The organism is Streptomyces sp. NPDC043726 (assembly GCF_056436565.1).
Genome location: NZ_JBWKCI010000004.1, coordinates 148,569 through 167,555, shown reverse-complemented (window position 1 = coordinate 167,555; position 18,987 = coordinate 148,569). Strand labels below are relative to the sequence as shown.

Sequence of the window (18,987 nt, the reverse complement as noted above, 5' to 3'; positions counted from 1 at the left end):
GCCCTCTGGAGCGTGGCGACGTTGAGCAGCAACTCGCAGTACGAGACGTACGAGGCGTACGACACGCCTGTGGCGTACGGCGGCCTCGACGCGCCCCCCGGTGATCTGCACAGCGCGGAGACGTGGGGGTACGGGGTGGCCGCCGGGGCCGGCGCCCTCGAGCAGCCGTACGCGGACACGTACCGGCCGGCGTACGAGGAGGCGGCGCGAGAAGACGGGGCGCTCGCGTCCGGTGCGCGCGCCGGAGGAGGGCGGCGGGGCGCACGCCGGAGGAAGGCGCGGTACGCCGGGGGCATGGACCGCCCCGTGCGCCGACTGCTGCCGCAGGCGCTGGTCGTCGCGTTCCTCGCGGGCGGCACCTCCGCCTTCGTGGCCAAGGACAAGGCGATCGAGCTCAGCGTCGACGGCCGGCCGCGCACCCTGCACACCTTCGCCGACGACGTGACCGAGCTGCTCGCGCAGGAAGGCGTCGAGGTGGGGACCCACGACGTGGTCACGCCCGCCCCCGGCACGGAACTCACCAGCGGCGACGAGATCGAGGTGCGCTACGGGCGCCCGGTCCGGCTCACGCTCGACGGCCAGCGGTACGAGGTGTGGACGACGGGGCGCACGGTGGAGGAGGCGCTCGCGCAGTGGGGCGTGCGTGCGGAGGGGGCGTACCTGTCGGCCGCGCGCTCCCTGCGGATCGGGCGCGCCGGGATCGCCCTGGACGTGCGGACCGAGCGCTCGGTGACGGTCACGGCGGACGGCAGGGCCCGCACCGTGCGCACCAACGCGGCCACCGTGGGCGAGGTGGTCGAGGAGGCCGGGATCACCCTGCGCGGCCAGGACACCACCTCCGTCCCGGCCGCGAGCTTCCCGCGCGACGGACAGACGGTCACCGTGCTGCGGATCACCGGTACCAAGGAGGTCCGCGAGGAGGAGATCCCCTTCGACGTCTCGCGCACCGAGGACCCGTCGCTGTTCCGGGGCACTGAGGTCGTCGAGCGCGCCGGACAGTCCGGGCTGCGCCGGATCACGTACTCCCTGGTCACCGTCAACGGCGTCCGGCAGAAGCCGCGGCGGATCCGGACGGAGGTCGTGCGCGAGCCGCGGACCCAGGTGGTGAAGGTGGGCACGAAGCCCATGCCGGCCTCCGTGCAGGGCGCCGACCATCTGAACTGGCAGGGGCTCGCGGCATGCGAGTCGGGCGGCCGCCCCGGCGCGGTGGACCCCTCGGGGACGTACGGCGGCCTGTACCAGTTCGACACGCAGACCTGGCGCAGCCTCGGCGGAAGCGGCCGCCCCCAGGACGCCCCGCCCGCGGAACAGACCCTCCGCGCGAAGAAGCTGTACGTGCAGCGGGGAGCGAGCCCCTGGCCGCACTGCGGGGCCCGGCTGCGGGGGTGAGGGGCGCCTGCCCGCGGCCCGTACCCTTGTCCCGTGAGCACCAGCCCCGCCCCCGACGCCCTTCTGGGCCCCGCCGACGTCCGTGAGCTCGCGGAGGTGCTCGGTGTACGGCCCACCAAGCAGCGCGGCCAGAACTTCGTGATCGACGCGAACACCGTGCGGCGCATCGTCCGGACCGCCGACGTGCGGCCCGAGGACGTCGTCGTGGAGGTCGGCCCCGGGCTCGGCTCGCTCACCCTCGCGCTGCTGGAGGTGGCCGACCGGGTCACCGCCGTCGAGATCGACGACGTCCTCGCCGGCGCCCTGCCCGCCACCGTCGCCGCCCGCATGCCGGAGCGCGCCGAGCGGTTCGCGCTGGTCCACTCCGACGCCATGCACGTCACCGAGCTGCCGGGCCCCGCCCCGACCGCCCTGGTGGCGAACCTGCCGTACAACGTCGCCGTACCGGTGCTGCTGCACATGCTCGCCACCTTCCCCAGCATCGAGCGCACGCTCGTGATGGTGCAGGCCGAGGTCGCCGACCGGCTCGCCGCGGCGCCCGGTTCGAAGGTGTACGGCGTGCCGTCGGTGAAGGCGAACTGGTACGCCGAGGTCAAGCGGGCCGGCGCCATCGGCCGCAATGTCTTCTGGCCGGCGCCGAACGTCGACAGCGGCCTGGTGTCCCTGGTCCGCCGGACCGAGCCGGTCAGCACCACCGCCTCCAAGCAGGAGGTGTTCGCCGTCGTCGACGCCGCGTTCGCGCAGCGGCGCAAGACGCTCAGGGCCGCCCTCGCCGGGTGGGCCGGTTCCGCCCCGGCCGCCGAGGCGGCGCTCGTCGCGGCGGGCGTCTCGCCGCAGGCGCGCGGGGAGTCCCTGACGGTCGAGGAGTTCGCGCGGATCGCGGAGCACAAGGAGCCCGGTCAGTGAGCGTCACCGTACGCGTCCCCGCCAAGGTCAACGTCCAGCTCGGGGTGGGCGCGGCCCGCCCCGACGGCTTCCACGACCTGGCCAACGTCTTCCTCGCGGTCGGCCTGTACGACGAGGTCACCGCGACCACGTCGGCGGGCGGCCCCCGGGTCACCTGCGAGGGGCCCGACGCCGCCCAGGTCCCCCTCGACGGCACGAACCTCGCCGTGCGCGCCGCCGAGGCGCTCGCCGCGCGGTACGGCATCCGCCCGGACGTGCATCTGCACATCACCAAGGACATCCCCGTCGCCGGCGGCATGGCGGGCGGCAGCGCGGACGGCGCCGGCGCCCTGCTCGCCTGCGACACGCTGTGGGGCACGCGGGCCTCCCGGGAGGAACTGCTCGACATCTGCGCCGAGCTGGGCAGCGACGTGCCGTTCAGCCTGGTGGGCGGGGCCGCGCTCGGCACCGGGCGGGGCGAGAAGCTGCGCGCGCTGGAGACCGGCGGGGCCTTCCACTGGGTGTTCGCGATGGCCTCGCGCGGGCTGTCGACGCCGGCCGTGTTCCGTGAGTTCGACCGGCTGGCCGAAGGGCTGGACATCCCCGAGCCGGTCGCCTCCGAGGAACTCCTCGGCGCGCTGGCCGAGGGCGACCCGGACGCGCTCGCCGCGGCCGTCTCCAACGACCTCCAGCCCGCCGCGCTCTCCCTCTTCCCCGAACTGGCCGACACCCTCGCCGCCGGACGGGCGGCCGGGGCGCTCGCCGGACTGGTCTCCGGTTCCGGCCCGACGACGGCGTTCCTGGCGCGGGACCCGGAGTCGGCAGCGAAGGTGGCCGAGGCGCTGCGGTCGTCCGGCACCTGCCGGGCGGTGCGGGTGGCGACGGGCCCCGCGCCGGGCGCCACGGTGGTGTCCTCGTAGGCAGCGGCCCGCTGATTCCGGCGCCGGGGCCGGGCCGGCACCGGCGCGGACTACCCTGGAGGGTCGATCGATCCCCCTGGGCAGGAGAGAAATGGCCGTCAATCTGGTCAATGTCGAGAACGTCAGCAAGGTGTACGGCACCCGTGCCCTGCTCGACGGTGTCTCCCTCGGCGTCTCCGAAGGGGATCGGATCGGGGTCGTCGGCCGCAACGGCGACGGCAAGACCACCCTGATCCGGATGCTCGCCAAGCAGGAGGAGGCCGACACCGGCCGGGTCACGCACTCCGGCGGACTGCGCCTCGGCGTCCTCACCCAGCACGACTCCCTCGACCCGAACGCCACCGTGCGGCACGAGGTCATCCGGGACATGGCCGACCACGAGTGGGCGGGCAACGCCAAGGTCAGGGACGTGCTGACCGGGCTCTTCGGCGGCCTGGACCTGCCCGGCTTCCCCCAGGGCCTGGACACCGTCATCGCCCCGCTCTCCGGCGGTGAGCGCCGCCGTATCGCGCTCGCCAAGCTGCTCATCGAGGAACAGGACCTGATCGTCCTCGACGAGCCGACCAACCACCTCGACGTGGAGGGCATCTCCTGGCTCGCCCAACACCTGCGCGAGCGGCGCTCCGCGCTGGTCTGCGTGACCCACGACCGCTGGTTCCTGGACCAGGTCTGCACACGCATGTGGGACGTGCAGAAGGGCGATGTGTACGAGTACGAGGGCGGCTACTCGGACTACGTCTTCGCCCGCGCGGAGCGGGAGCGGATCGCGGCCACCGAGGAGACCAAGCGGCAGAACCTCGTCCGCAAGGAGCTGGCCTGGCTGCGCCGCGGCGCCCCCGCGCGGACGTCGAAGCCGCGCTTCCGGGTGGAGGCCGCGAACGAGCTGATCAAGGACGTGCCGCCGCCCCGGGACAGCAGCGAGCTGATGAAGTTCGCCTCCTCCCGGCTCGGCAAGACGGTCTTCGACCTGGAGGACGTGACCGTCCAGGCGGGCCCCAAGGTGCTGCTCAAGCACGTCACCTGGCAGCTCGGCCCGGGCGACCGCATCGGCCTCGTCGGCGTCAACGGCGCGGGCAAGACCTCCCTGCTGCGGGCCATGGCCGAGGCGGCGCGCACGGAGGGCGAGGCGCAGCCCGCGGGGGGCCGGATCGGCGTGGGCAGGACCGTCAAGCTCGCCTATCTCTCCCAGGAGGTCGGCGAACTCGACCCGAACCTGCGGGTCCTGGAGGCCGTGCAGCGGGTGCGGGAGCGCGTCGACCTCGGCAAGGGGCGCGAGATGACGGCCGGACAGCTGTGCGAGACGTTCGGCTTCAACAAGGAGAAGCAGTGGACGCCGGTCGGCGACCTGTCCGGTGGTGAGCGGCGCCGGCTCCAGCTGCTGCGGCTGCTCATGGACGAGCCGAACGTGCTCTTCCTCGACGAGCCCACCAACGACCTCGACATCGAGACCCTGACCCAGCTGGAGGACGTGCTCGACGGCTGGCCCGGCTCGATGATCGTGATCTCCCACGACCGGTTCTTCGTGGAGCGGACGACCGACCGGGTCTTCGCGCTCCTCGGCGACGCCACGCTGCGGATGCTCCCGCGCGGGATCGACGAGTACATCGAGCGGCGCCACCGCATGGAGGAGGCGGCGGCCGCCGCCGCTGCCCCGGCCGTCGAGAAGGCCTCCGAGCGGACCGAGAAGAGCGCCGCCGACCAGCGCGCCGCCAAGAAGGAGCTGCAGAAGATCGAGCGTCAGCTCGACAAGGTCTCCGAGAAGGAGACCAGGCTGCACGCCCAAATCGCCGAGAACGCAACAGACTTCGCGAAGGTCGCGGAACTGGACGCGGAGCTGCGGGAGTTGTCGGGCCAGCGCGAGGAACTGGAGCTGCGCTGGCTGGAACTGGCGGAGGACGCGTAAGCGGTGGTGAAGGGCGCGTGAAGGCGCGTAACAGCGGTATCACGGGCCGGTCGTCCCTTGGGAACAGGGGTTGACCGGCCCGGTGGGTTGTCGGCCCCGAGTGATAGAAAGGGCCGTCTGAGAACCGTCTGAGAACAACGGGTGTGGCGGAAACGCAGCGCCACAGAGCGCGGCGCCACATCGGTCACAAGGGGGAACCGCTGATGAGCCAGCCGCCCAGCCAGCCGCCGAACGGCGGCTTCGGCGCGCCGCAGGACCCGCCGCCGCAGGGAGGTTTCGGCGCACCACAGCCGCCGCAACAGCCCCCGGCCCAGCCGCCTCAGGCGCCCCCGCAGCCCCCGCAGACGCCGCCGTCCGGCGCCCCCCAGCCCGGGTACGGCTACCCGCAGCAGCAGCCGGGCCCGTACGCCCAGCCCGGCCCGTACGGCGGACAGCCCGGACCCTACGGCGCCCCGGCCGCCCCCGGCCCCTACGGCCGGCCCCAGCAGCCCGGCCCGTACGGCCAGCAGCCCGGTTACGGCTACCCGCAGCAGCCGCAGTACCCCGGCCAGCCCCAGTACCCGGGCGCGCCCACCCCGCCGTCCGGTTCGCGCAACCCCTTCAAGGGCAAGCCCGCGCTGGTCATCGGCGCCGCCGTGGCGGCACTGCTCGTCATAGGCGGCACGGTGTTCGCGGTGGCCGGCGGTGACGACGGCGGCGGCAAGAAGAAGAAGCCGGTCGCGCAGAAGAGTGACGACCCCAAGGCCTCCGACGACCCGGTGAACCCCGGGGACGGCAGCGGCGACGGCGGCGAGGACCCGGAGAACCTCAACGAGGGCCGCAAGGCCGGCGAGGCGAAGGTGCTCTGGTACAAGTCGGCGCCCGACGCGCCCGGTTCCGGCGCAGACGCACCCGGCATGTGGATCACCGACAAGACGGCGGTGAAGGCGGCGTACAAGCAGGTCTTCGCCTACAGCGTCGGCGACGGCACCCCGGCCTGGGACGCGCTCACGCTCCCGCAGAAGATCTGCGCGGTCACCCCGCAGAAGACGGCCGACGACAAGGTCGTCATCGCGTACATGAGCGGCAGCAGCGACCGCGCCGAGTGCAACCAGCTCCAGGAACTCGACCTGAACACGGGCGAGAAGGGCTGGACGGCCGAGGTCGCCGACGGCGAACTCTTCGACTCCACGCTCCAGATCGAGCTGTCCATCACGGGCGACACGCTGATGGTGGGCCGCTCGCAGTCCGGGACGGCGTACGACGTCACGACCGGCAAGAAGAAGTGGGACAAGAAGAAGTACGGCGACTCCTGCTTCCCGGCCGCCTTCGCGGGCGGCGAGAAGCTGGTCGCCGTGTCGTCCTGCGGCGCGGGCGGCAACAACGAGCACGACGAGGTCCAGGAGCTCGACCCGAAGACCGGCAAGGTCAAGTGGACCTGGAAGCCCGACAAGGGCTGGCGGGTCGGGAAGATCTACTCCCTGAACCCGGTCGTGGTGTACAGCACCAACGAGGACAAGAACGCGTGGAACATCTCCACGCTGGGCTCCGGCGGCACCATCGCCTCGCAGGTCGACGTCGACGAGAGCTTCTCTCCCGAGTGCGGCTGGGCCGTCCTCCAGCGCGACCTCCGGGGCTGCACCGGCGTGGCCTCCGACGGCAAGACGCTCTACCTGCCCACCGAGGCCACCACCGGCGCCAACGAGATCGTCGCGATCAGCCTGGCGAACGGCAAGGAGAAGTGGCGGGTGAAGTCGCCGCTCGAGGAGTCGATGATGCCCCTGAAGGTCGAGGGCGGAAAGCTCATCGCCTACGTCAAGCCGGGCTGGGAGACGGGCGGCCAGGTCGTGTCGATCGCGACCACGGGCAGCGACCACAAGCCGGTGAAGCTCCTGCAGAACCCGGCGGGCACCGCCGACATCGAGGACAGCTTCTACTCCGGGGCCTACGACTGGATCGACGGCCGCTTCTACCTGTCGACCACGCGGCTGTCCGGCAGCGACGAGACGAAGGAGAAGCTGATGCTCGCCTTCGGCAACTAGCCGGGCAAGTGAGCCACTCCCCGGTCCCGTTCGTCCCGAGCCGTCCCCCCTCCGAGGTATTCACGCCATGACCACCCCTCCGCCTCCGCCCAACCAGCCCCCGCCCGGGGGAGGTTTCGGCCCGCCCCAGGGCCAGCCGCAGGACCAGCCCCAGGGGCAGCCGCAGGACCAGCCCCAGGGGCAGCCGCAGCAGCCGCCCCAGCAGTCCGGCTTCGGCCCGCCCCAGCCGCCCGCCCAGCAGGGAGGTTTCGGCGCCCCGCAACAGCCCGGCCAGCAGGGAGGTTTCGGCGCCCCCCAGGCACCGCAGCAGCCCCCGGCCCAGCCCCCGCAGCCCCCGCAGGGCTACGGCTACCCGCAGACGCCCCCGCAGCAGCCCGCGGGCTACGGCTACCCCCAGGCGCCGCAGCAGCCCCAGCCGCCGCAGGGCTACGGCTACCCGGGCCAGCCGCCCACCCCGCCGTACGGCCAGCAGCCCGGCTACGGCTACCCGCAGCAGCCGCAGTACCCCGGTCAGCCGCAGCCGGGTCAGCCCGGCGGCGGCCGGAAGATCAACGCGCAGCTGGCGATCATCGTGGCCGCCGTCGTGGCCATCGCCCTGATCGTCGGCGGCGGCATCTGGTACGCCGGTTCCAGTGACGACGGCGGCAAGGACGACACCGCGAACTCCAGCGGCGGCACCGGCGGGGACAAGGGAGGCGACACCGGGGGCACCGGTGGCGACACCGGCGGCACCACCTCCGGCAAGGCCGTGGAGAAGGCGCCCGCCGACCCCAACTCCGAGGTCCTCTTCCAGGTCCCGGCGCCCAAGGTGAAGGACGGCACGACGGTCCCCACGGTCGGCTCCTGGCTCACGGACGAGGTGTACGCCAAGACCGGCGTCGCCGAGATCGTCGGCTACGACCTCGACAAGGGCACCGAGCTGTGGACGGTCAAGCTCCCCGGCCCGGTCTGCCAGGGCAGCAACCACGCCACCGCCGACGGCAAGACGGCGATCACGTACCAGCCGAAGATGCCCACGAAGGCCAACCCCTCCTACGGCTGCAGCCAGGTCGCCGGGATCGACCTCGCGACCGGCAAGAAGCTGTGGACCAAGACGGTGGAGAGCGGCACCCAGCCGATCAGCTTCGACAACGTCACCGTCAGCGCGAACACCGTGGCCGTCGGCAGCACCAGCGGCGGCGCCGCGTTCGACATCGCCTCCGGCAAGCAGCTGTGGGCGCCGAAGCCGACCGACACCTGCTACGACGCCGGCTACGGCGGCGGCCCCAAGCTGGTCGCGGTGCGCAAGTGCGGTCAGTACGGCGAGCGCCAGCTGCACATCCAGACCATCGACCCGAAGTCCGGGAAGGTGATCTCGGAGTACAAGATGGGCAGCGGTATCGAGTACGCCAGCGTGATCTCCACCGAGCCGCTGGTCGTCGCCGCCGACGTCGGTGACTCCGCCGGGGACGGCAGCGGGGTCTCCGACTTCTTCTCCATCGACAACAAGACCGGCAAGCTGCGCACCCGGATCTCCGCCCCGGGCGAGCAGTACGGCGCGACCTGCGACGGCATCACCAAGGTCGAGGAGTGCCGGCAGATCGCGGTGGGCAACGACCGGATCTACCTGCCCACCGAGAAGCACGAGGGCACCGGCGAGTACAGCGACACCAACGAGATCGTCGCCATCGACCTGGCCACCGGCAAGCAGACCGGGCAGCGGGCCGACGCGGGCGACGACTACGAGCTCGTGCCGCTGCGCATGGACGGCCCGAACCTGATCGCGTACAAGCGCGGGCCCTACGACAAGGGCGGCCAGGTCGTGTCCATCGACGGGAGCTCCTTCAAGGAGACGAAGCTGATGGAGAACCCCGCCACCGAGTCCGTCATGGACGTGGAGCGGAGCATGCTGCCGGACTACGCGGAGATCCTGTACGGCCAGGGCCGGCTGTTCATGTCCGACGTCTACGCCAGCGAGCTCGGCGGCACCGGCGAGGAGGAGTACCTCGTGATCGCCTTCGGCGCGAAGTAGCCGCTCGAACGCCTGTGGCCACGGCCCCGTCCCTGTTCAGGGGCGGGGCCGTGCACTTACCGCTCATCACCCTCGAATGAGAGGATTTTCGGCGATCCGGGGCAGTTCTCTCCTGTAGGGGGAGCGCAACGTCGAACAAGCGTGTAGCTTCCGGGGGCATCCACGGGGTGCGCCTCGGTGATGTTGTGGGGATCCATTGGGGGGACTGGGGGGTTGCTCGATGGGAGTGCGGCTCATGGTGGTCGACGACCACCGATTGCTGGCCGAGGCGTTGGCCTCGGCGCTGAAACTGAGGGGGCACCGGGTACTGGCGGCGGCGGCACCGGCCGCGGGGGCGGCCGAGCTGGTGATCACGCGGGCGCCGGAGGTGTGCCTGCTGGGGACGGCGACACCGGCCGAGCCGGGGATGTTCGACCCGGTCGTGAAGATCAAGCGGGAGCGTCCGCAGGTGGCGGTGCTGGTCCTCGGTCCCGTGCCGAGCCCGCGGGGGATCGCGGCGGCGTTCGCGGCGGGGGCGTCCGGCTATGTCCGGCACGACGAGCGCATCGAGGGGGTGGAACGAGCGATCATGAAGGCGCGGGCGGGCGAGGCGGCGGTGGCCCCGCAACTGCTCCAGGGGGCCTTCAGCGAGTTGCTCAACCCGGCGGCCCAGCCGGACGACGAGGGCCAGCGGCTGCTGCACATGCTGACGCCCCGGGAGGTGGAGGTCCTGGTCCGGGTCGCCGACGGCGAGGACACCCGGCTGATCGCGGCCGGCATGGGCATCGCCCCCTCCACGGCCCGGACCCATGTGCAGCGGGTGCTCATGAAGCTGGGCGTCGGCTCCCGTCTGGAGGCGGCGGCCCTGGCGGCGCGCACCGGCCTGCTGGACCGGGCGGGACCCGTTCCGCAGGAGCCGCGCGGGCCGGAGTCCTGAGCCGCGTCAGCTCAGGACGGCCAGGCCCGCCCAGAAGAGCAGGCCGAAGGCCGTGAACCCGGCCACGACGAGCAGGAAGAGGAGCACCACGATCGTGAGGAGCGGCCACGCGCACCCCTTGCCCGGCGGCCGCTCCTCCGCGTCCCCCTCCTCGCCGGTCACGCGCTCTCCCCGGCGTCGCCGCGCCGGCCCCGCTCGGCCAGCCGGAGGCCGAGGTCGCTGACCTCGTCCACGTGGCCGAGCTTGTCGGGGTTGACGACGGAGTGGATGGCCCGGACGCGGCCGTCGACGATGTCGAGGGCCATGACGCCGACCAGGCGGTCCTCGGCGTCGTAGGCCATGGCGCCGGGCTGGCCGTTGACCTCGGTGGGCCGCAGCCGTACGCCGAGCCGGGCGGTGGTGGACATGCCGTGGGCGAAGGTGCGGGCCACCTGTGCCGCGCCGCTGATCACGCGGCCCCAGGCCGGCACCCTGCCGCCGCCGTCGCCGTGCAGGGTGACGTCCTCGGTCAGCAGCGCTTCCAGGGCCGGGAGGTCGCCCCGCTCGGCGGCGGCGAAGAAGCGCTGGGCGAGCTCGTCCCGTTGGCGTCTGGAGGCGTGATAGCGCGGGCGCCGGTCGTGGAGCCGGCCGCGGGCCCGGGAGACCAGGTGCCGGGCGCTGTCCACGTCGGTGTCGAGGATCTCGGCGACCTCCGGATACGGGTAGTCGAACACCTCGCGCAGCAGGAACGCGGCCCGCTGGTGCGGTGACAGGCTCTCCAGCAGGACCAGGAAGGCCAGCGACAGGGAGTCGGCGGTCTCGGCCGCCTCGGCCGGGGTCGGACCGGTGACCAGGGGCTCGGGCAGCCACTCACCGACGTAGCTCTCCCGTCGTACCCGCGCCGAGCGGAGCTGGTCGATGGCGAGCCGGGTGGTCAGGGTGGCGAGGTACGCCCGGGGCGAGGTGATCGGCTCGTGGCGCTCCAGGGTCTGGTGCATCCGCAGGAACGCCTCCTGCACCACGTCCTCGGCCTCGCTGACGCTGCCGAGCATCCGGTAGGCGATCGCGAAGGCGCGCGGGCGCAGCTCGCCGTACAGGTCCGACACGGACATCGCGGGCTAGTCCATTCCCTCGGTGAAACCGGTGCGCCAGCTCGGATACCGAGGGGTCCAGTCCAGCTCGCGCCTGGCCTTCTCGCTGGAGATCCCCGGGGCCCGCGTCATCATATTCACCGCCGCCTTTCCGGCCAGTGCCCCGACCAGCCAGCCCGGGACGCGCCGGGGCGGCTTCGCGCCGAGCGCGCGGGCCAGGTACGGCAGCCACTCGTGCACGGGGGCGGGGTCGTCGTCGCCGACGTGGTAGATCCCGGGCCTGCCCCGCTCGATCGCCGCGACCGTGGCCGAGGCGGCGTCGACGATGTGGATCATCGACCAGACGCCGTCGCCGCTGCCGATGACCGGGAACTTCCGCCCCCGGATCTGCTCGCTCATCACCGCGTCCGGCGCGGAGCTGATGCCGGTGCCGGGGCCGTAGAAGCAGCCGTAGCGCAGGACGATGCCGTCGGCCCAGGTGATGCCGGTGACCGAGTCCTCGACGTGCCGCAGCGCGGCCACCCCGTCCGCCACGTCCTTCGGAGGGTTCGGTTCGAGCCCGCGGCCCTCGTCGACGACCATCGGGCCCCCGCGTGCCATCCACAGCGCGTTGCTCTGCGCCACGAACCGGCGGACGCCGACCGCGCGGGCCGCGGCGAGGAGATGGTCGGTGCCCTCGGTGCGCAGCCGGTTGGTGGCGGCGGCCATGGCCTTGACGTTCTTGAACTTCAGCGGCCCGCTCAGCGCGGTGAGCTGGTGGACGACGACCTCGGGTGCGGCCTTGGCGACCGCGTCGGCCACCGACTCGGGGTCGAGGGCGTCGACCACGGCGGGCTCGGCGCCGAGGGCGCGCAGGGCGTCGGCCTTGGCGGGTGAGCGGGTGGTGCCGACGACCTCGTGGCCGTGGGCCAGGAGCTGGGTGACGAGGTGGGTGCCGATGGCGCCGGACGCTCCGGCGACGAAGATCTTCATGGTGTCTCCCTTCCTCGAGAGCCGCGCGGTGCGGCGCTCACAAGAGAGACGAGGTGCCCCCGCACCGCATGAACGGCTGTGAGGCAGGTCACAGTGCGGGGGCCGGGTTCACTCCCCCCGCTTCTCCTCCGCCGGGGCCTCCGCCGCGGGCGGCGTGGGCGGCGGGGTCGGCCGCAGCTTCAGCCAGACCAGGAAGAAGATGCCGAGGAGCAGCATGCCGATGCCCGTCCACAGGTTGATGTAGACGCCCTCCGCCTTGTCCAGGTCCTCCTCGGAGGGGGAGATGCCGGCGATCGTGACGATCACGCCGTAGACGACGAACAACGCTCCGATGATGCGCCGCAGGTCGAAGATGCGGGCCGCGGTGGCCGACTGGGCCTGCAGTTCGCTGACTTCCCGCTGGACGTCCTCGTCGGAGTATCGGTGGTGTTCAGACATGGTCTCTCCATCCTCCCGCGATCAGAACGAGAACGGGATGTAGCAGGCGGCGGCCAGGATGATCGCGCCCCAGCCCAGCAGGGCGGGCTTGCGGTACCAGGCCTCGTCGCCGGGGGCCGGTGCCTCGGACATGCCGGGGGAGCGGGTGCCGTAGACCAGGCCCTGGAGTTCCTCGGCCGGCTTCGGCGCGGTGAACATCGACACGGCGAACATGACGACCGCGCCGGCCACGAACCCCACGATCGCGGAGACGAAGTTGGCGCCCTGGTCGGTGGGGATGTCGACGATGCCCTGCTTGTAGATCCAGAAGTAGTTGAGCATCGCGGCCACCGTGCCCGCGAGCAGACCCCAGAAACCGGACCTGGCCGAGGCCCGCTTCCAGAACATGCCGATGATGAAGACGACGAACATCGGGACGTTGAAGAAGGAGAACAGCGTCTGGAGGTAACTCATGATGTTCGAGAAGCTCGACGCCAGGAACGCGGTGCCCACGGAGGCGCAGACGCCGATCACGGTGATCAGACGGCCGAACTGCACGTAGTACGCGTCCTCGCGGCCCTTGACGACGTACCGCCCCCAGATGTCGTTGGTGAACACCGTGTTGAAGGACGAGACGTTGGCCGCCATGCCGGCCATGAAGGCCGCGAGCAGACCGGTGACCGCGATGCCGAGGACACCGTTGGGCAGCAGCTGTTCCATCAGGTACGGGATGGCGTCGTTGTACTGGTAGCCCGACTTCTCGGTGCCGAAGCCGGGGATCAGCGCCGCCGCCGTCAGGCCCGGGATCATCACCAGGAAGACGATGAAGATCTTCGGGTACGCGGCGATCAGCGGGGTGCGCTGGGCGGCGCTGAGGTTCTTCGCCGACAGCGCGCGCTGCACCTCCGCGAAGTTCGTCGTCCAGTACCCGAAGGACAGCACGAAGCCCAGGCCCAGCACGATCGTCAGCCAGTTGGCGCCGAGCGGGTTGTCGCTGCCGATGCCCGTGCCGCCCCAGGCGGTGGTGAAGTCGGCGCCGTGTGTCTTCGTGAGCGAATCCGTGAGGCCGTCCCAGCCGCCGACCTTCTTCAGGCCGAGCACCACGATCGGGATGAGGGCGGCGAGGATCACGAAGAACTGCAGGACCTCGTTGTAGATCGCGGAGGACAGACCGCCGAGGGTGATGTACGCCAGCACGAAGGCGCCCGCCACCACGATCGCCACCCACTGCGGCCAGCCCAGCAGCGCCTCGACGACGATCGCGAGGGCGTACAGGTTCACCCCGGAGATCAGGATGGCGGCGAAGGCGAACAGCGCCGAACTCAGCAGATGCGCCCACTTGTCGAAGCGCAGCAGCAGCATCTCGGGGACCGAGCGCACCTTCGACGTGTAGTAGAAGGGCATCATCACCAGGCCCAGGAAGACCATCGCCGGGATGGCGCCGATCCAGTACCAGTGCACGGTGTAGACGCCGTACTGCGCGCTGTTGGCGGCCATGCCGAGGATCTCGGTGGCGGCGAGGTTGGCGGAGATGAACGCGAGCCCGGTGATCCAGGCCGGCAGCGAGCGTCCCGAGAGGAAGAAGTCGAGGCTCGTCTTCACCGAGCGGCGGGCGGCGAAGCCGATGCCCAGCACGACGACGAAGTAGATGCCCAGGATCGTGTAGTCGAGCCAGTTGGTGGGGAGCCGTAGCTCGGCGGCCAGGAATGCGCCGTTCGTGGGGGTTTGCATTCCGTCATTGAACCCTTCTGGTGATGGGCTTTGTTGGATTCCGGTGTTGACTTGCTTGTCGAGTTATGGTTACTTGTGTTTGGTTATGTTTGAGTGAAGGAGCCTGGCGTGAAGAAGACCTCGACCCGGCTGGCCGACGGTCGCGAGCTGATCTACTTCGACCTCCGCGACGACGGCGTGCGGGACGCGGTCGACCGGCGGCCGCTGGAGCCCACCGTCACCACCTCCGAGGTCCGTCGGGATCCGCTGCTCGGCGACTCGGTCGCCATCGCCTCGCACCGGCAGGGGCGCACCTACCACCCGCCGGCCGACGAGTGCCCGCTGTGCCCCTCGCAGGGCGAGCGGCTGAGCGAGATCCCGGACTCCTCGTACGACGTCGTGGTCTTCGAGAACCGTTTCCCCTCGCTGGCCGGTGACTCCGGGCGCTGCGAGGTGGTCTGCTTCACCTCCGACCACGACGCCTCCTTCGCCGATCTGACCGAGGAACAGGCCCGGCTGGTGCTGGACGCCTGGACCGACCGCACTTCCGAGCTCTCCCATCTGCCCTCGGTGGAGCAGGTGTTCTGCTTCGAGAACCGCGGCGCCGAGATCGGTGTGACCCTCGGACACCCGCACGGGCAGATCTACGCCTACCCCTTCACCACCCCGCGCACCGCGCTGATGCTGCGGCAACTCGCGCAGCACAAGGAGGCCGCCGGCGGCGAGAACCTCTTCGACGCCGTCCTGGAGCGTGAACTCGACGATGAGCGGGTCGTCCTCGCGAGTGAACACTGGGTCGCGTTCGTGCCCCACGCCGCGCACTGGCCGTACGAGGTCCACCTGTACCCGCGCCGCCGGGTGCCGGATCTGCTCGCCCTCGACGAGGACGCGCGCTCAGAATTCCCCCAGGTTTATCTGGAACTCTTGAAGCGCTTCGACCGGATCTTCGGTGAAGGAGAACCGCCGACGCCCTACATCGCCGCCTGGCACCAGGCGCCGTTCGGGGCGCTGGAGGAGTTCGACGGCGTCGTCCGTGACGACTTCGCGCTTCACCTCGAGCTTTTCACCATTCGCCGCACCTCCGGCAAGCTGAAGTTTCTCGCGGGTTCCGAGTCCGGCATGAGCGTGTTCATCAACGACGTGCCGCCGGAGCGCGCGGCCGAGCGACTGCGAGAGGTATCGAGTTCATGAAGTACCTGGTGACAGGCGGGGCGGGTTACGTCGGCAGTGTGGTCGCCCAGCATCTGCTGGAGGCCGGGCACGAGGTCACCGTGCTCGACAACCTCTCCACGGGCTTCCGGGAGGGCGTCCCCGCGGGCGCGGTCTTCGTCGAGGGCGACATCCGCGACGCGGCGAAGTGGCTGGACTCCTCCTACGAGGCCGTGCTGCACTTCGCCGCCTCCTCCCAGGTCGGCGAGTCGGTGGTCAGGCCCGAGAAGTACTGGGACAACAACGTCGGCGGCACGATGGCCCTGCTCGCCGCCATGCGCGAGGCGGGCGTGCGCAAGCTGGTCTTCTCCTCCACGGCGGCCACCTACGGCGAGCCCGAGCAGGTCCCGATCGAGGAGAGCGCGCCGACGCGGCCCACCAACCCCTACGGCGCCTCCAAGCTCGCCGTCGACCACATGATCACCGGTGAGGCGAAGGCCCACGGCCTGGGCGCGGTGTCGCTGCGCTACTTCAACGTGGCCGGCGCCTACGGCGAGTTCGGCGAGCGCCACGACCCCGAGTCGCACCTCATCCCGCTGGTCCTCCAGGTCGCGCAGGGCCGCCGGGACGCCGTCTCGGTCTTCGGCGACGACTACCCGACGCCGGACGGCACCTGCGTCCGCGACTACATCCACGTCGCGGACCTGGCCGAGGCCCACCTGCTCGCGGTCCGGGCGGCCACCCCGGGCGAGCACCTGATCTGCAACCTCGGCAACGGCAACGGCTTCTCGGTGCGCGAGGTCGTCGAGACGGTCCGCGAGGTGACGGGGCACCCGATCCCCGAGGTCGTGGCCCCGCGCCGGGGCGGCGACCCGGCGGTCCTGGTGGCCTCCGCCGACGCGGCCCGCGAGAAGCTGGGCTGGAACCCGTCGCGCGCCGACCTCGCGGGGATCGTCGCGGACGCCTGGGAGTTCGCGCAGCGGCGCGACAAGTAGCACGCAGAAAGGTCAGGGTCAGGGGATGAGCGAGGCTGTCGCCGAGCGGTTCGAGGAGCTGTACGGGGCGGAGCCGGACGGGGTGTGGGCGGCTCCCGGCCGGGTCAACCTCATCGGTGAGCACACCGACTACAACGACGGCTTCGTCATGCCCTTCGCGCTGCCGCACACCGCGGTCGCCGCGGTGGCGCGGCGCACCGACGGCGTGCTGCGGCTGCACTCGGCCGACGTCGAGGGAGGGGTCGTCGAACTGCGCCTGGACGAGCTGGCCCCCGAGTCGGACAAGGGCTGGACGGCGTACCCGGCGGGCGTGGTGTGGGCGCTGCGCGAGGCCGGGCACACGGTCACCGGCGCCGACATCCACCTGGCCTCGACGGTCCCGGCGGGCGCGGGCCTGTCCTCCTCGGCCGCGCTGGAGGTCGTCGTCGCCCTCGCCCTGAACGACCTGTACGACCTGGGCCTGAAGCGCTGGCAGCTGGCCCGGCTGTGCCAGCGCGCGGAGAACGTCTACGTCGGCGCGCCGGTCGGCATCATGGACCAGACCGCCTCCGCCTGCTGCGAGGAGGGCCACGCCCTCTTCCTCGACACCCGGGACCTGTCCCAGAAGCAGATCCCCTTCGACCTCGCCGCCGAGGGCATGCGGCTGCTCGTCGTCGACACCCAGGTCAAGCACTCGCACAGCGAGGGCGAGTACGGCAAGCGCCGCGCGGGCTGCGAGAAGGGCGCCGCCCTGCTGGGCGTGGACGCGCTGCGCGATATCGCCTACGACGACCTGGACGCCGCCCTCGAACGGCTCGGGGACGAGGAGGAGGTGCGCCGTCTGGTGCGCCACGTCGTCACCGAGGACCAGCGCGTCGAACGGGTCGTGGCCCTGCTGGAGTCGGGCGAGACGCGGGCGATCGGCCCGGTCCTGGTGGAGGGGCACGCCTCCCTGCGCGACGACTTCCGGATCTCCTGCCCCGAACTGGACCTGGTCGTCGACACCGCCCTCGCCGCCGGCGCCCTGGGCGCCCGGATGACCGGCGGCGGCTTCGGCGGCTCGGCGATCGTGCTCGCGGAGGCGGCCGACGTGGACACCGTCACCAAGGCGGTCCAGGAGGCCTTCGCCGCCGCCGGCTTCACCGCGCCGCGCGTCTTCGAGGCGGTCCCGGCGCCGGGTGCCCGCCGCGTCAGCCGAACCGCTTGACCAGTGTGAACTCCGTGATCCCCGGCGGATAGTCGGGGATCACGCACACCACGTCGTACCCCTGCCGCTGATAGAACTCCGGCGCCTGGAAGTCCCACGTCTCCAGGCGTACGGCGGCACAGCCGCGTTCCTCGCGCGCCACCCGCTCCGCCTCGCCGAGCAGCCGCGAGCCGAGCCCGGCGCCGCGGTGGCGCTCGTCGACCCAGAGGTACGTCACCTGGAGCCAGGTCGCCCAGGTGTACCCGACGAGCCCGCCCGCCAGAGCGCCCGAGGCGTCCAGCATCCAGACGTGCAACGGGAGTTCGCGTTCCCCGGGGGTTCCGCGCAGCGCGCTGAGCACGGGGGAGGCCGCGGTGTTGGTGTCCCGCAGCCGGGCGCGAAGAAGATCGCGCCGCTCTTTGTCGACTTCTGTCTCCATTCGGAACATGCGGCACACGATAAACGCGTCAACGGGCCAGTTCTGCAAATTGCCTTCCGCTCAGGGCCCCCGCCCGTACTCTGATGAGCAGTGCCGGTGGGGGCCGGTGCTGATCAGGGGGCGAGACAGAGCGGGTACGACGCCCGCGGTGGGGGTACCAGTTCCTGCATGGCGGCGGCCGTGCGGCGGCGGCCTCCCCTGGGCGTCGTACCCGCGCAGGTCGTCGTTCACCGGACCAGTGGGGGTTTCAGTGGTTCGCATCCGAGTCCTGGTCGTCGACGACCACCGCATCTTCGCCGAGTCGCTCGCCGCCGCCCTGGCGGCCGAGCCCGACGTCGACGTCTCCGCCGCCGGCAGCGGCCCGGCTGCCCTGCGCAGCCTGGAGCGCGCGGCCGCCGAGGGGCGCCGGTTCGACGTGCTGCTCGTCGACGCCGACCTGGGAGGCGGGGTGCCGGGCATACGGCCGGCCGTGCCGGTGCAGGAAGTGGGGGAGGACGGCCTGGTCGACGGCATCTCCCTGGTCGCCGGGGTGCGTTCGGCGCAGCCCGGGGTGCGGATCGTGGTGCTCGCCGAGAAGGACGACCCGCGGCGGGCGGCACTGGCGTTGCAGGCCGGCGCGTCGGGCTGGGTGGCCAAGGACTGCTCGCTGTCCCGGCTGCTCACCGTCATCCGCGGGGTGCTACGCGAGGAGACGCATCTGCCGCCGGCCCTGCTCACGGGCGTCCTGCGCGAGCTGACCGCGGCACGCAAGCACCGCACCGAGAGCGAGCGGCTCGTGGAGTCGCTCACCCCGCGCGAGCGGGAGGTCCTGCGCTGCATGGTGGCGGGCCTGGGCCGCAAGGCGGTCGCCGAGCGCCTCTACCTCTCCCCGCACACCGTCCGCACCCACATGCAGAACGTCCTCGGCAAACTGGGCGTTCACAGCACCCTGGCCGCGGTGGCGCTGGCGCGCAGGGCGGGGGTGGGGCCGGTGGATCTGGCCGGGGATGTGGTGGAGCGGGGCGGGCAGTTGGCGTAGCGCCTCT

17 protein-coding genes are annotated in these 18,987 nt (G+C 71.7%); 11 read left to right on the top strand and 6 right to left on the bottom strand.

Annotated elements, in window-relative coordinates:
- Positions 1-21: 21 nt before the first annotated feature.
- The 7 genes from AC068Z_RS13060 (at position 22) to AC068Z_RS13030 (ending at position 10,045) form a co-directional block, all read left to right on the top strand.
- Positions 22-1,389, top strand: coding sequence for a ubiquitin-like domain-containing protein (locus AC068Z_RS13060; RefSeq protein ID WP_478554678.1), 1,368 nt, complete (start codon positions 22-24; stop codon positions 1,387-1,389).
- Between the two features lie 33 nt (positions 1,390-1,422).
- Positions 1,423-2,295, top strand: a complete 873-nt coding sequence (gene rsmA, locus AC068Z_RS13055) for a 16S rRNA (adenine(1518)-N(6)/adenine(1519)-N(6))-dimethyltransferase RsmA (protein WP_478554677.1) — start codon at positions 1,423-1,425, stop codon at positions 2,293-2,295.
- The gene (locus tag AC068Z_RS13050) at positions 2,292-3,194 is read left to right on the top strand and encodes a 4-(cytidine 5'-diphospho)-2-C-methyl-D-erythritol kinase (RefSeq protein WP_478554676.1); all 903 of its coding nucleotides are present in this window, start codon (positions 2,292-2,294) and stop codon (positions 3,192-3,194) included. Before rsmA ends, AC068Z_RS13050 begins: the two co-directional genes overlap by 4 nt.
- A gap of 91 nt (positions 3,195-3,285) precedes the next feature.
- A complete protein-coding gene (locus AC068Z_RS13045; protein WP_478554675.1) occupies positions 3,286-5,097 on the top strand; it encodes an ABC-F family ATP-binding cassette domain-containing protein in 1,812 nt (603 codons plus the stop codon).
- Positions 5,098-5,300: 203 nt separating this feature from the next.
- On the top strand, positions 5,301-7,118 hold the full coding sequence (locus tag AC068Z_RS13040) for an outer membrane protein assembly factor BamB family protein (protein WP_478554674.1): 1,818 nt from the start codon (positions 5,301-5,303) through the stop codon (positions 7,116-7,118).
- Between the two features lie 67 nt (positions 7,119-7,185).
- A complete protein-coding gene (locus AC068Z_RS13035; protein ID WP_478554673.1) occupies positions 7,186-9,129 on the top strand; it encodes an outer membrane protein assembly factor BamB family protein in 1,944 nt (647 codons plus the stop codon).
- Positions 9,130-9,349: 220 nt separating this feature from the next.
- Positions 9,350-10,045 (top strand): helix-turn-helix transcriptional regulator, encoded by a 696-nt coding sequence (locus AC068Z_RS13030; RefSeq protein WP_451722270.1) that lies wholly within the window; start codon positions 9,350-9,352, stop codon positions 10,043-10,045.
- 6 nt (positions 10,046-10,051) lie between these two features.
- Here AC068Z_RS13030 and AC068Z_RS13025 read toward each other — a convergent pair whose 3' ends face one another.
- From AC068Z_RS13025 to AC068Z_RS13005, 5 genes are all read right to left on the bottom strand, one after another.
- Positions 10,052-10,207, bottom strand: a complete 156-nt coding sequence (locus tag AC068Z_RS13025; protein WP_478554672.1) for a hypothetical protein — start codon at positions 10,205-10,207, stop codon at positions 10,052-10,054.
- Positions 10,204-11,136, bottom strand: coding sequence for an RNA polymerase sigma-70 factor (locus tag AC068Z_RS13020; RefSeq protein ID WP_478554671.1), 933 nt, complete (start codon positions 11,134-11,136; stop codon positions 10,204-10,206). The genes AC068Z_RS13025 and AC068Z_RS13020 overlap by 4 nt, the downstream gene beginning before the upstream one ends.
- Positions 11,137-11,142: 6 nt before the next feature.
- The gene (locus tag AC068Z_RS13015) at positions 11,143-12,087 is read right to left on the bottom strand and encodes an NAD-dependent epimerase/dehydratase family protein (RefSeq protein ID WP_478554670.1); all 945 of its coding nucleotides are present in this window, start codon (positions 12,085-12,087) and stop codon (positions 11,143-11,145) included.
- Between the two features lie 108 nt (positions 12,088-12,195).
- A complete protein-coding gene (locus AC068Z_RS13010) occupies positions 12,196-12,525 on the bottom strand; it encodes a hypothetical protein (RefSeq protein WP_478554669.1) in 330 nt (109 codons plus the stop codon).
- 21 nt (positions 12,526-12,546) lie between these two features.
- Complete coding sequence (locus AC068Z_RS13005; protein WP_478554668.1) at positions 12,547-14,235, bottom strand: sodium:solute symporter family protein; 1,689 nt, start codon at positions 14,233-14,235, stop codon at positions 12,547-12,549.
- Positions 14,236-14,343: 108 nt separating this feature from the next.
- Between AC068Z_RS13005 and galT the strand changes: the two genes are divergently transcribed.
- From galT to galK, 3 genes are read left to right on the top strand one after another with little or no spacing between them, the layout of a single operon-like run.
- A complete protein-coding gene (gene galT, locus AC068Z_RS13000; protein ID WP_478554667.1) occupies positions 14,344-15,405 on the top strand; it encodes a galactose-1-phosphate uridylyltransferase in 1,062 nt (353 codons plus the stop codon).
- Positions 15,402-16,358 carry a UDP-glucose 4-epimerase GalE gene (gene galE / locus AC068Z_RS12995; protein WP_478554666.1) on the top strand — a complete coding sequence of 319 codons (957 nt, stop codon included), beginning with the start codon at positions 15,402-15,404 and terminating at the stop codon, positions 16,356-16,358. Before galT ends, galE begins: the two co-directional genes overlap by 4 nt.
- 25 nt (positions 16,359-16,383) lie before the next feature.
- Positions 16,384-17,544 carry a galactokinase gene (galK, locus tag AC068Z_RS12990; protein WP_478554665.1) on the top strand — a complete coding sequence of 387 codons (1,161 nt, stop codon included), beginning with the start codon at positions 16,384-16,386 and terminating at the stop codon, positions 17,542-17,544.
- Here galK and AC068Z_RS12985 read toward each other — a convergent pair.
- On the bottom strand, positions 17,528-17,983 hold the full coding sequence (locus tag AC068Z_RS12985) for a GNAT family N-acetyltransferase (protein WP_478555360.1): 456 nt from the start codon (positions 17,981-17,983) through the stop codon (positions 17,528-17,530). The genes galK and AC068Z_RS12985 overlap by 17 nt on opposite strands.
- Positions 17,984-18,212: 229 nt before the next feature.
- Here AC068Z_RS12985 and AC068Z_RS12980 point away from each other — a divergent pair, with 229 nt between their 5' ends.
- Positions 18,213-18,980, top strand: a complete 768-nt coding sequence (locus AC068Z_RS12980) for a LuxR C-terminal-related transcriptional regulator (RefSeq protein WP_478554664.1) — start codon at positions 18,213-18,215, stop codon at positions 18,978-18,980.
- Positions 18,981-18,987: the final 7 nt, after the last annotated feature.

Bases quoted from the DNA above. Each gene is read 5' to 3' on its own strand.
- AC068Z_RS13045 (WP_478554675.1), top strand. From the start codon at position 3,286: ATGGCCGTCAATCTGGTCAATGTCGAGAACGTCAGCAAGGTGTACGGC.
- AC068Z_RS13040 (WP_478554674.1), top strand. From the start codon at position 5,301: ATGAGCCAGCCGCCCAGCCAGCCGCCGAACGGCGGCTTCGGCGCGCCG.
- AC068Z_RS13035 (WP_478554673.1), top strand. From the start codon at position 7,186: ATGACCACCCCTCCGCCTCCGCCCAACCAGCCCCCGCCCGGGGGAGGT.
- AC068Z_RS13030 (WP_451722270.1), top strand. From the start codon at position 9,350: ATGGGAGTGCGGCTCATGGTGGTCGACGACCACCGATTGCTGGCCGAG.
- AC068Z_RS13020 (WP_478554671.1), bottom strand. From the start codon at position 11,136: ATGTCCGTGTCGGACCTGTACGGCGAGCTGCGCCCGCGCGCCTTCGCG.
- AC068Z_RS13015 (WP_478554670.1), bottom strand. From the start codon at position 12,087: ATGAAGATCTTCGTCGCCGGAGCGTCCGGCGCCATCGGCACCCACCTC.
- AC068Z_RS13010 (WP_478554669.1), bottom strand. From the start codon at position 12,525: ATGTCTGAACACCACCGATACTCCGACGAGGACGTCCAGCGGGAAGTC.
- AC068Z_RS13005 (WP_478554668.1), bottom strand. From the start codon at position 14,235: ATGCAAACCCCCACGAACGGCGCATTCCTGGCCGCCGAGCTACGGCTC.
- galE (WP_478554666.1), top strand. From the start codon at position 15,402: ATGAAGTACCTGGTGACAGGCGGGGCGGGTTACGTCGGCAGTGTGGTC.
- galK (WP_478554665.1), top strand. From the start codon at position 16,384: ATGAGCGAGGCTGTCGCCGAGCGGTTCGAGGAGCTGTACGGGGCGGAG.